Source organism: Kribbella kalugense (genome assembly GCF_004365875.1).
Lineage (GTDB): Bacteria > Actinomycetota > Actinomycetes > Propionibacteriales > Kribbellaceae > Kribbella > Kribbella kalugense.
Window position 1 is genome coordinate 249,491 of record NZ_SODF01000003.1, and the last position, 12,185, is coordinate 261,675.

Sequence of the window (12,185 nt, forward strand, 5' to 3'; positions counted from 1 at the left end):
CCATCGCTCTGGAGACCCTCATGCATGCTCGAACTCTGTCCCGCCGCGACGTCCTCCGGGCAGCGGCCGCCGCAACAGTTGCCGGCACCCTCGCCGCCTGCGGTAAGAACGACGACGAAGGGGCCGACCCGAACGGGGTCGTGACGCTCGACCTCTGGCACGGTCAGGTCGACACCGGCAAGGCCGCGATCGACGCCCTGATCACGGCGTTCAACAAGACTCACCCGAAGATCAAGGTGGTCGGCGGCGGTGGCGGGGTCACCTCGGACAGCATGCTGCAGAAGGTCACCGCCGGGCTGGCGGCGGGGTCCTACCCGGACATCGCGTACATCTTCGGGTCGGACCTCGCCAGCCTGACCAAGAGCCCCAAGGTCGCCGACCTCACCGGTCAGCTCAAGATCGACGACTACTGGCCGGCCGCGAAGGACGCGGTCAGTGTGAAGGGCAAGGTCCGGGCCGCGCCGGCCCTACTCGACTCGCTCTGCGTTGTCTACAACAAGAAACTGTTCGCCGCGGCCGGCGTACCGGCGCCGAAGGCCGGCTGGACCTGGGACGACTTCGTTGCCATGTCCAAGCAGTTGACCAACCCGGCCAAGGGAATCTTCGGCACCGGCTGGCCCGGCGTCGGCGACGAGGACACGGTTTGGCGGATCTGGCCGATGATCTGGGACCTCGGCGGCGACGTGGTCAGCGGCGACGGCAAGAAGGTCGGCTTCGACTCGGTCGGCGCGCAAGCCTTGGGCACGCTCGACCGACTCCGCACCGACAAGTCGTTGTACGTCGACCCGAAGCCGGGCAGCGAGCAGCTCTATCAGGTCTTCCTCGGCGGCCGGATGGGAATGGTTGCCACCGGCCCCTGGCAGCTCCCCGAGCTGAACGACAATGGACTTGAGTACGGCGTGGTGCCGCTGCCGTCGTACTCCGGGAAGCCGGTGACGATCTCTGGTCCGGACACGTGGACGATCTTCGACAACGGCAAGGCGAAGGTGAAGGCGGCGACCGAGTTCGTCGCTTGGCTGGCCGAGCCGGCGCAGGACATCCAGTGGGACGTGAAGGGTGGCAGCCTGCCGATCACCAAGGCCACGGCCGAGCTGCCGCAGTGGAAGAAGCATTCCGCCGAGACGAACGGTCTGGAGGTGTTCGTGACCGCCCTCGACACGGCGAAGGTGCGGCCGACAATCTCGACGTACCCGCAGATCTCGCAGCATGTGGGTGAGGCGATTGCCGCCGTACTACTCGGGAAACAGAGTCCTGCGGATGCGTTGAAGCAGGCTGTTGACCAATGCAACCAGGTGCTGGCGGTGCCTAGCTGATGGCCAGCGTGGTCGGTACGTTCACCGTCGACCCGCGGAGCCGGGCCGCGGCCAAACGGCGGGCTCGGGGTGAAGGTGCGACCGGGTGGGCGTTCGTCAGTCCGTCGGTAGTGATCATTCTCGGGCTGAGCGTCGTACCGGTGCTGTGGTCGTTGCTGTTGTCGTTCCAGGTGAACGATCTGGTGTCGCCTTCGCAGTGGGTCGGGTTGGCCAACTACAAGGCGTTGCTGAAGGATCCCGCGTTCGGGTCGGCGGTCTCGCACACCTTGATCTACACGGTGTTGTACGTGCCGTTGAGTGTGGTCGCGGGATTGGCGATCGCGATCGCGCTGGATCGGAAGATCGCGTTCATCGGGGTGTACCGGACGCTGGTCTTCGTGCCGTTCGTGGTGTCGGCGGCGGCGCAGGGTGTGCTGTTCTCGTTCGTGCTCGACCCGGAGTTCGGGGTTGCGAACTCCGTGCTGCACAAGGTCGGGCTGCCCGCGCAGGGTTTCTTCAGTGATCCGGGTCAGGCGCTCTATCTGCTGGTCGCGATCTCGTTGTGGAGCGGGACCGGGTTCTGCGTGATCGTCTATCTGGCTGGACTCCAAGGGGTTTCCAGCGACCTGGTCGAGGCGGCGCGGATCGACGGCGCCGGACGATGGGGCGTACTGCGGCATGTCACGCTGCCTGCGTTGACGCCGGTGACAATCTTCCTGCTGCTGTTCCAGACCATCAACGCGTTGCAGGTGTTCGACCTGGTCTTCGTGACCACTAAGGGCGGTCCGCTCGGGTCGACGACGGTGATCGTCTACTTCATCTGGGAGAAGGCGTTCAAGACCTTCACGGCCGGTTATAGCGCGGCGGCGGCGTACACGCTGGCGGTCGCGTTGCTCGTGGTCGGCGTGGCCTTGCAGATCTACCGGCGGAGGGTCGCGCGATGAAGCGATTGCCCTTTAGTGCTTGGCATTTCGTACTGGCGCCATTGGCAGTGTTGTTCGCGTTGCCGTTGGTGTGGCTGCTGGTGAGTTCGGTGATGAGCAACGCGGAGATCAATCGATTCCCACCTGCATTGTGGCCGCACGGGATCAAGCTTGACGGGTACCGGTACGTGCTCGGGAACGCGTTGTTTCCGAGGTGGTTCCTGAACTCGTTCATCGTCTCGGCGGTCGCGGTCACGGCGAACCTGGTGCTCGGGTCGCTCGGCGGGTACGCGTTCGCGCGGATCCGGTTCGCCGGGTCGAAGGTCGTGCTCGGGCTGATGCTCGCGACGATGGTGATCCCGTTCCAGCTGACGATGATCCCGACGTTCCTGGTGATGAAGGACCTGGGCCTGATCGACACGCTCGGCGCGCTGATCGTCCCGTCGCTGGTCACGCCGTTGTCCGTGTTCCTCTTCCGGCAGTTCTTCGTCTCGTTGCCGCGTGAACTCGAGGAGGCGGCCTGGATCGACGGGTGCGGCCGGTTGCGGATCCTGGTCTCGATCGTGCTGCCGTTGGCCCGGCCGGCGTTGAGCACAGTCGCCGTACTGACGTTCCTCGCGACCTGGAACGACCTGACCTGGCCGTTGATCGCGATCAACAGCGACTCGACGTACACCCTCCAGCTGGGACTGACCACGTTCCAGGGCCAGCACCACACCCAGTGGTCCGCCGTGATGGCCGGAAACGTCATCACCGTGCTGCCGGTGCTGCTGGGATTTCTCCTTGCCCAGAAGGCGTTCATCCGCTCTCTGGCTTCTTCCGGACTCAAAGGCTGATTCATGGACCTGCTTGTCATTGGTGACGCTAACCCTGATGTCGTGGTCGGGCCGGTCGCTCAACCGATCGTGTTCGGTCAGCGGGAGCGGCTGGTTCCGACCGGGTCGCTCGTGCTCGGCGGCTCGGCTTCGATCATGGCGTGCGGCGCGGCCCGGCTTGGGCTCAGCGTGGCGTTCGCCGGGCGGGTCGGCGACGATCCGGCGGGCGACTTCGTGCGTACGTCGCTTGCCGATCGCGGAGTGAACGTCGACGCATTGGTCGTCGACGAAACGCTGCCGACTCCCCTGACCACGATCCTGACCTCGGGTGATGATCGCGCGATCCTCACCTCGCCCGGATGTCTGCCCGCGATCAGCGCGGACGACGTACCCCGATCATTGCTCCGGTCAGCACGGCACGTCCACGCGGCGTCCTTCTACCTGCTGCCTGCGCTGGCGGCCGGACTGGCGGGGATCTTCAAGGAGGCGAAGGCCGCGAAGGCGACCACCTCACTGGATCCGAACGACGACCCGAGCGGCCGCTGGGAACGGATGCTCCTCGATCCGATCCTCCGGGTCACGGACTACTTCCTGCCTAATGCCGCCGAGGCGCTGGCGCTGACTGGGCATCACTCCGTCACAGATGCCGCCGGCATCCTGGCTCGCCGCGGTCCGCTGGTGGTTGTGAAGAACGGCGTCGACGGCGCCCTGGCCCACAACGGGTCCAAGGTCATCACCGCACCGGCGTTGAAGGTGGACACAGTCGACGCGGTCGGCGCCGGCGACAGCTTCGACGCCGGCTGGGTGGCCGCCGTACTCAACGGATCACGACCCGACCGCGCACTGGCCATCGCCGCAGCCTGTGGCTCCTTGTCGACCCGCGCCGCCGGCGGTACGGCGGCTCAACCTGACTGGGACCTAGCAATCGAAAGCGTGACGACATGACGAAGGTTGTTTTCATCGGTGCGGGCAGTGTGGTCTTCACGCAGGGCCTGCTGGCCGACCTGTTCGGCCTCGACCTGGGTCAACTGCACATCGCCTTGCATGACATCGATCCCGAGCGGCTCGACACGGCCGCCGCAGCTGCGTCGTACCTGGCTCAGGACCGGCCGGTGCAGATCACCACGCATCTCGAGCGACGTGCGGCCCTGGCGGATGCGGACTTCGTGATCAACATCGTCCAGGTCGGGATGAACGCCGCGACCCGGATCGACTTCGAGATCCCGGCCCGGTACGGAATCCGGCAGACGATCGGGGACACCCTCGGCGTCGGCGGGGTGTTCCGGGCGCTGCGGACGTTCCCGGTACTGCGTGGGCTCGCGAACGACATCGCGGACGTCTGCCCGGATGCCTGGCTACTGAACTACACGAACCCGATGGTCATGAACGTCTGGTATCTGAAGGCTCTTGGGGTGCGGAATGTGGTCGGGCTCTGCCACTCGGTGTACTGGACGATGCAGGGGCTCTCGGAGCTGGTCGGCGTACCGTATGACGACGTCACGTATCTGGCCGGCGGGGTGAACCATCAGTCGTGGGTACTGCGGTTCGAGCGCGGGGCCGAGAACCTGTACGACCGGTTGGACGAGGCGATCGCGGCGGATCCGGAGCTGCGGCGGCGGGTGCGGGTCGACATGTATCGGCGGCTCGGGTTCTATCCGACCGAGACGAGTGAGCACTCGTCGGAGTACGTGCCGTGGTATCTCGGCCATGCCTCAGAAGTCGACCGCCTGCGGTTGCCGATCGGCGCCTACCTGGAGATCGTCGCGGAGAATCTTGCGTCGTACGAGCAGACCCGGAGCGCACTGAAGGCCGGCGAGCCGGTGGTGGTCGAGTCGACGATGGAATACGCGCCGCAGATCATCCACAGCATCGTGACCGGTACGCCGCGGACCGTGTACGGCAACCTGCCGAACACCGGCCTGATCAGCAACCTGCAGGCCGGCGCGGTCGTCGAAGTCCCTTGCCTGGTTGACGCTTCGGGAGTGCAGCCGACCTCGATCGGAGCCCTGCCGGCTCAGTGCGCGGCGCTCAACCGCTCGTACCTCAACGTCGCCGAACTCGCCGTACAGGCTGCGATCGAACAAGACCCACGCGCGATCCGGCAGGCCGTCATGGTCGATCCGGCGACCGCGGCCGCGCTACCGGTCGAGCAGATCTGGGAGCTGTGCAATGACCTGGTTGTTGCTCACCACAACTACTTGGATCCATCGTTGAGGGCGGCACTCAGGTAGGTCCGGTACGTCGCGAAGCCGGCGAGAACCTCGGCCGCGGTCGGCTGACCGGTCAGTGCGCCGACGCCCTGGCCCGCGTAGATCGAAGCGCGGGCCGGGTCGGCGGCCTTGGTGCCTTCGACGTACTCGGCGTGGCCGGCGTCGTCGGACTTCAGGTCCTGCTCGTGGCCTTCCCAGGTGTCGAAGTACGCGTTGCGGAGCGCGCGACCGCCGAACTCATCCGGCCAGCCGGCGCGCGACGCCGCATCGAAGACTGTGCCGTAGACGGTGTCGGTCTCGTCAGCCTCGATCACCCGCTCGCGGACTGGCTGAGATGTCAGTCCTTCTTGGCAGGTGAGGAATGCGGTGCCGATCCAACCGCCGGCCGCGCCGGCAGCCAGCACAGCAGCCAATCCTCGCGGGCCTGAGATCCCGCCACCTGCGAGCACGGGCAGTTCTGTGAGCTCCAAGATTGCCTGCAGCAACGGCAGTGTGCCGACCGCGTTCCGCCCGTGGCCGCCGGCCTCCGCGCCGCGGGCAACGATCACGTCCACCCCGGCGTCGATCGCCTCCTGCGCATCGGCGACCGTTCCGGCCTGGGTTGCGACGACGATCCCGTTCTGTCGCAGCGGTTCGACGTACGGCCGGTAGTTGCCGAAGCTGAGCGATACCAGTGCGGGCTTCAACTCCAGCACCGCATCGAAGTGCTCCGGTTGCTCCGCCACAGACCAGGCCATCAGCCCAACCCCGTACGGCTTCCCACCCGCGGCAGCGATCGCCCCCTCGGTGCGAATCCAGTCAGCGGTCACCGCCGACCCGGCCCCCAGCATCCCCAATCCACCACCAGCCGAGATCGCCGCCGTCAGCCGACCCCCACTAACCCCAGCCATCGGCGCGCCCACCACCGGCACCCCCGACCCAAACTTCTCACTCAGCCACATACCCCCACACCACCACACCCCTTCTCCCCGCGCCATGGCAAACCCCACACCCCCACCCACCCGTCGGCGCAGACGAGAACCGGTACGCGAGCACAAGAATCGGTGGACTGGGACAGCAACCGGTGGGTGAGTACAAGAAGCGGTGGGCTGAGACAGGAACCGGTGGGTGGAGACAAGAAGCGGTGGGCTAGGACCTGTTATTTCCTGTCTCCAGTCCCAAGGAAGTGTCCCAACCCCCGACACACGGCGGCCGACCATTGCCTGACGCCGCCGTCGCCCCACGCCGCGACCGATGTGGGGAGGATCTTGTACCCGTAACGGCACAAGATCCTCCCCAGTCCAGCGGAATCCAGCCCGGCCCCGGGACAACGCCGGCCGGCGCCAGCCGCCTGACAGGGCGAAGACAAGAACCGGTCGGCTGGGACAGGAACCGGTCGGCGGAGACAGGAACCGGTGGGTGGGGACCTGTTATTACCTGTCTCCGGACCCGACTAGGTGTCGCAGGTTCCGGGACGTGGGGGCCGGGGGTTGGAAAGGGGACGGCCGGCGCCGGGTTGGTCCGGGGCCGGCCGTTGGGGGTTGGGTCAGAACTTGTAGGCGTCCGACTGGGGGTCGCCGTGGCAGCGCTTGTACTTCTTGCCGGAGCCGCAGGGGCAGGCGACGTTGCGCGGGGTGCCGGCGTACTCGAGTTTGCCGTCCTCGACGGCGTCCTCGTGCTGAGCGACCTCGTCGTCACCGTCGATGGTCGGGGCCGAGTAGGACAGGCGCTGCTGGCGGGGCTGGTTGGTCAGTCCCTTGGCCCGCAGGCGCGGCGCGTCCCGCGGCCGCGTGGTGTCCTGCGGCCGCTCCTCGTCCTCGCCGTCGGTCCGGCCGGCGAACTCGGCGACCGGTGCGCCCGGGGTGAGGATGTCCTCGATCCGGCGGCCGGTCAGGCTGTCCTCGTCGGCCAGCTCCGCCTCGGAGGCGAGCTCCATCTCGGCCCGCATCGCCTCGATGTCGACCTCGACGTTGAAGATGAACCCGACCGACTCCTCCTTGATCGACTCCATCATCGAGGCGAACATGTCGTAGCCCTCGCGCTGGTACTCGACCAGGGGATCGCGCTGCGCCATCGCGCGCAGGCCGATGCCCTCGCGCAGGTAGTCCATCTCGTACAGGTGCTCGCGCCACTTGCGGTCCAGCACACTCAGCACGACGCGCCGCTCCAGCTCACGCATCGCCTCCTCGCCGAGCAGCTCTTCACGCCGTTCGTACGCCGCGGTGGCGTCCTCGAGGAACCGCTCGACCAGGAAGTCCTGGGTCAGGCCGGCCTTCTCGCCGCCGGCCTCCTCGATCAGCTCTTCCTCGGTCAGCTCGCTGCGGTACAGCGTCTTCATCGCGGTGAACAGCGCGTCCAGGTCCCAGTCCTCGGCGAACCCGTCCGCGGTCGCGCCTTGCACGTACCCGGTGACGGTCTCCTCGAGCATGTCGCTCACCTGCTCGTGCAGGTCGGCGCCCTCGAGCACCCGGCGGCGCTCGTCGTACACGACGTGCCGCTGGCGGTTCATCACGTCGTCGTACTTGAGGATGTTCTTCCGGGTCTCGAAGTTCTGCGCCTCGACCTGGGACTGCGCCGACGCGATCGCCTTCGTGACGACCTTGTTCTCCAGCGGCTGGGTGTCGTCGTTGTTGCGCGACATCGCCCAGTCGACCATCTCGCGCTTGAACAGCCGCATCAGGTCGTCCTCGAGCGACAGGTAGAACCGGGACAGGCCCGGGTCGCCCTGACGGCCGGACCGGCCGCGGAGCTGGTTGTCGATCCGCCGCGACTCGTGCCGCTCGGTGCCGAGGACGTAGAGGCCGCCGAGTTCGCGGACCTCCTCCTGCTCCTCCTTGACCTGCTTCTCGAACTGCTCGAGCAGGTTCGGGTACTCCGCCTCGTACTCCTCCGGGGACTCCGCCGGGTCGAGACCGCGGGCGCGCAGCTCCTTGTCGGCCAGGAACTCCGGGTTGCCGCCGAGGATGATGTCGGTACCACGACCGGCCATGTTGGTGGCCACCGTGACCGCGTTCCGGCGGCCGGCCTCGGCCACGATCGCGGCCTCGCGCGCGTGCTGCTTCGCGTTCAGCACCTCGTGGGCGATGTTCTCCTTGAGCAGCTGCCGGGACAGCCGCTCGGACTTCTCCACCGAGGTGGTGCCGACCAGGATCGGCTGACCGGTCGCGTGCACGTCGACGATGTCCTTGACCACGGCGTCGAACTTGGCGTCCTCGGTCCGGAAGATCAGGTCCCGCTCGTCGGCGCGGATCATCGGCTTGTTGGTCGGGATCGGGACCACGCCGAGCTTGTAGGTCTTGTCGAACTCGGCCGCCTCGGTCATCGCCGTACCGGTCATGCCGGCCAGCTTGTCGTAGAGGCGGAAGTAGTTCTGCAGGGTGATCGTCGCGAGGGTCTGGTACTCCTCTTTGATCTCGACGTTCTCCTTGGCCTCGATCGCCTGGTGCAGACCCTCGTTGTAGCGGCGGCCGTGCAGCGTCCGGCCGGTGTGCTCGTCGACGATCAGGACCTCTTCGGAGCCCTGGCTGCCGGCCAGCACGTAGTCCTTGTCCCGGTGGAACAGGTCCTTGGCCTTCAGCGCGTTGTTCAGGTAGCTGATCAGCGGGGTGTTGGCCGACTCGTACAGGTTGTCGATACCGAGCCGGTCCTCGACCTTCTCGATGCCGCGCTCGAGGATGGCGACCGTGCGCTTCTTCTCGTCGACGTCGTAGTCGGCCACCCGGCGCTTGGTGTCGTCGATCTCGAGGTCGGTGATCCGCGGGTTCTTCTTCTTCAGCTCGGCCTCGTCGGCCAGCGTCCAGGCCTTCAGCGAGTTCGCGATCCGGGCCATCTCGACGTACCAGCGCTGGGAGTCCTCGGCCGGTCCGGAGATGATCAGCGGGGTCCTGGCCTCGTCGACCAGGATCGAGTCCACCTCGTCCACGATCGCGAAGTTGTGCTCGCGCTGGACGCAGTCCTCGATGCTGCCGGCCATGTTGTCGCGCAGGTAGTCGAAGCCGAACTCGTTGTTGGTGCCGTAAGTGATGTCCTTGGCGTAGGCGATCCGGCGCTCGGCCGGCGTCATCTCCGGCATGATCACGCCGTAGTCGAGGCCGAGGAAGTGGTACACCCGGCCCATCCACTCGGCCTGGAACTTGGCCAGGTAGTCGTTCACCGTGACCACGTGCACGCCCTTGCCGGACAGTGCGTTCAGGTACGTCGGGAGGGTGCCGACCAGCGTCTTGCCCTCACCGGTCTTCATCTCGGCGATGTTGCCCAGGTGCAGCGCGGCACCACCCATGATCTGGACGTCGTACGGGCGCTGGTGCAGGGTCCGCTTGGCGGCCTCGCGGACCACCGCGAACGCCTCCGGCATCAGCGTGTACAGCGACTCCCCGTTCTCCACACGTTGCTTGAAGTCCGCGGTCTGGCCACGCAGGTCCTCGTCGGACATGTTGACGAAGTCGTCCTCGATGGAGTTGACCATGTTCGCGATGCCCTTGATCTCGCGAAGGATCTTGCCCTCGCCGATCCGCAGGACCTTGTCGACAACCTTCATGGTGGGGAGTTCTCTCCTTGCGTGCTGAAGCCTGGGTGCTGAAGCCTGGGTGCGGCCGAACGCCGACAGGACACGACCAACCGCAGCGGGAAGGCGTGCGCCCCCCATCGTACGGGGCCGGGTGTGCCAAGCCACGCCCGCAGCGTGCCTCGAGCCCTACCGGACCCACGTGCGAGCGCGCCGGAAAGTTCCCAGCGTACGTTCAGAAACCACGCAGAGCGTCACTGAGCGCTGGCGAGAGGTCACCTCCACCGGCCACCCGGACCTGGTCCAGCCCGAGCCATCCGGCCAGCTGGACGAGCTCGGCGGCCAGCTCGTCCGCTGTCTCCACCGGCGCCTTCGGCTCCGCGTGCGCCGACTGAACCAGCAGCACGCCGCCGGTGCGGTCGGCCTTGAGGTCCACACGGCCGACCAGCCGGTCCCCGAGCAGGAACGGCAGCACGTAGTACCCGTGGATGCGCTTCTCGGCCGGGACGTAGATCTCGATCCGGTAGTGGAAGTCGAACAGGACTTCGGTCCGGGTCCGCTCGAACACCACCGAGTCGAACGGGCTGACCAACGCCCGCGTGTTCACCCGGCGTGGCAGTCGCGCGTCCTTGTGCAGGTACGCCGGGCGCTTCCAGCCGTCGATCTGGACCGGCAGGAGTTCGCCCTCCTCGACCAGCTCGGCGATCGCCTGCTGGGTCGCCTCCACCGAGGTCCGGAAATAGTCCCTGAGGCACTGCGCGGTCGCCACCCCGTGCGCCTTGGCAGCGATCGACACCAGCCCGCGGTGCGCCTCGGCCACGGACGGCGTCGGGGTGTCGAGCACGGCGCTCGGCAGCACCCGCTCCGGTACGTCGTACATCCGCTCGAACTGCTGGTTGCGGCGCGCGACCGTGATCTCGCCGGCGAAGAACAGGAACTCCAGCGCCCGCTTCACGTCGGACCAGTTCCAGCCCCAGTTGTCTTTGGAACGCTCCACGTCGTCGTCGATCTCGCGGGCGGTCAGCGGGCCGTGGTTCCGGACGTCGGACAGCACCTGCTTGATCAGATCCGGCCGCTCCTTCGCGATCGACCGCGGTCCGCCCCACGCCTCGGTGGTCGCACGAGCCATCCGCCAGCGCATCAGCGGGTGCGTCTCGACCGGGATCAGCGACGCCTCGTGCGCCCAGTACTCCACCAGTCGCCGCGGCGCCTTCCCGGCCGCGCGGTCCAGCAGATCGCGCGGGTAGGGCCCGAGCCGCGAGTACAGCGGGAGGTACTGCGTCCGGCTCAGCACGTTGACCGAGTCGATCTGGATCAGCCCGATCCGGCCCAGCACCCGGGCGAGGGCCCGCGCGTCGGGCACACCCTTCGGCCGCGGGTCCATGAACCCCTGCGCCGCCAGCGCCACCCGCCGAGCCTGAGCCGTCGACAACACCTGCGTAGTCACCTGCTGAATTCTGCCGGGTGCCGCCGACAGAATTCATGGGCATAACTCCCGAGTTACCGAAAGTGGGAGGTGCGCTACGGACCGTATCCGGGAGACGCTGCCAGGGAGGCCGTCCGCCCGTGCGGCCCCTATCACCCTGGAGTGAGGCATGACAGGAAAGAAGCATGTGGTTCGCGCTGCCCTGACGGCCGCCGTACTGACCGCGGCGGCCGTCGGTGGGGTGACCTCAGCATCGGCTGCGCAGAAGCCCGGTGGACCCACGAACCGGATCGTTGGCGGAACCGTCGCCCACACCGCCGACACGCCCTGGGCCATCCAGCTGTCCAACAGCGGCTCCCCCGACCCGACCGGTGAGTACTGCGGGTCGACGCTGGTGGCGGCGAACAAGATCGTCACCGCGGCGCACTGCACCACCGAGCCCGCGTCCACCTACACCGCGATCCAGGGCCGGGACGTGCTGAGCGACACGTCCACCGGCAAGGAATCCAAGATCAGCAACATCTGGGTGGACCCCCAGTACGGCCAGCAGCCCGGCCACGACGTCGCCGTACTGACGCTGGCCACGCCGTTCGACGGCGTACCGACGCTGCCGCTGGAGACCGACAAGGCGGCCGACACGACCGGCGCGGCGTCGGTCGTCTACGGCTGGGGCGACACCGAGGACACCGGCCCGGCGGACACCTTCCAGAAGGTCGACGTACCGGTGCTGGGTGACGACTACTGCTCGGATGTGTACGCGAGCGAGGGCTACACCGCTGACGGCGAGATCTGCGCCGGCTACGAGGACGGCGGCAAGGACTCCTGCCAGGGCGACTCCGGCGGCCCGCTGGTGCTGAACGGCCGCCTGTTCGGCGTCGTCTCCTGGGGCGTCGGCTGCGCGGACGCCGGCAACCCCGGGGTGTACGCCGAGGTCGCGACGTACGCCGCGGAGCTGCAGCAGCAGATCGACAGCTGACAGCTCGCACACAGCGAAGGGGCCGAGCGCGACGCTCGGCCCCTTCGTCTGTGCTCCTCC

The 12,185-nt window shown here is 67.2% G+C and carries 9 protein-coding genes; 6 read left to right on the plus strand and 3 right to left on the minus strand.

All coding sequences use genetic code 11. The features are described 5' to 3' along the window. The first annotated feature begins 20 nt into the window (after positions 1-20). The 5 genes from EV650_RS32495 to EV650_RS32515 are packed head-to-tail and all read left to right on the plus strand — an operon-like array spanning position 21 to position 5,261. Positions 21-1,313 (plus strand): ABC transporter substrate-binding protein, encoded by a 1,293-nt coding sequence (locus EV650_RS32495; protein ID WP_134122993.1) that lies wholly within the window; start codon positions 21-23, stop codon positions 1,311-1,313. Beyond that, positions 1,313-2,236 (plus strand): carbohydrate ABC transporter permease, encoded by a 924-nt coding sequence (locus tag EV650_RS32500; RefSeq protein ID WP_134122994.1) that lies wholly within the window; start codon positions 1,313-1,315, stop codon positions 2,234-2,236. The genes EV650_RS32495 and EV650_RS32500 overlap by 1 nt, the downstream gene beginning before the upstream one ends. Continuing rightward, positions 2,233-3,051, plus strand: coding sequence for a carbohydrate ABC transporter permease (locus EV650_RS32505; RefSeq protein ID WP_134122995.1), 819 nt, complete (start codon positions 2,233-2,235; stop codon positions 3,049-3,051). Before EV650_RS32500 ends, EV650_RS32505 begins: the two co-directional genes overlap by 4 nt. A 3-nt stretch (positions 3,052-3,054) precedes the next feature. Beyond that, on the plus strand, positions 3,055-3,975 hold the full coding sequence (locus tag EV650_RS32510; RefSeq protein ID WP_134122996.1) for a carbohydrate kinase family protein: 921 nt from the start codon (positions 3,055-3,057) through the stop codon (positions 3,973-3,975). Beyond that, entirely contained in the window at positions 3,972-5,261 is a 1,290-nt protein-coding gene (locus EV650_RS32515) for an alpha-glucosidase/alpha-galactosidase (RefSeq protein WP_134122997.1), read from the plus strand. The genes EV650_RS32510 and EV650_RS32515 overlap by 4 nt, the downstream gene beginning before the upstream one ends. On the opposite strand, the gene EV650_RS32520 is transcribed toward EV650_RS32515, so the two are convergent. The 3 genes from EV650_RS32520 to EV650_RS32530 all read right to left on the minus strand — a co-directional run bounded on the left by EV650_RS32520 (position 5,225) and on the right by EV650_RS32530 (position 11,107). Beyond that, positions 5,225-6,130 (minus strand): NAD(P)H-dependent flavin oxidoreductase, encoded by a 906-nt coding sequence (locus EV650_RS32520; protein WP_238174622.1) that lies wholly within the window; start codon positions 6,128-6,130, stop codon positions 5,225-5,227. The two genes, EV650_RS32515 and EV650_RS32520, sit on opposite strands and share 37 nt — an antisense overlap. Positions 6,131-6,765: 635 nt before the next feature. Next, positions 6,766-9,756, minus strand: a complete 2,991-nt coding sequence (gene secA / locus EV650_RS32525) for a preprotein translocase subunit SecA (RefSeq protein ID WP_134122999.1) — start codon at positions 9,754-9,756, stop codon at positions 6,766-6,768. Between the two features lie 202 nt (positions 9,757-9,958). Next, complete coding sequence (locus tag EV650_RS32530; protein WP_134123873.1) at positions 9,959-11,107, minus strand: winged helix-turn-helix domain-containing protein; 1,149 nt, start codon at positions 11,105-11,107, stop codon at positions 9,959-9,961. A 211-nt stretch (positions 11,108-11,318) separates the two neighbouring features. On the opposite strand from EV650_RS32530, the gene EV650_RS32535 reads away from it, so the two are divergent. Then, on the plus strand, positions 11,319-12,125 hold the full coding sequence (locus EV650_RS32535; RefSeq protein ID WP_134123000.1) for a S1 family peptidase: 807 nt from the start codon (positions 11,319-11,321) through the stop codon (positions 12,123-12,125). Positions 12,126-12,185 lie beyond the last annotated feature (60 nt).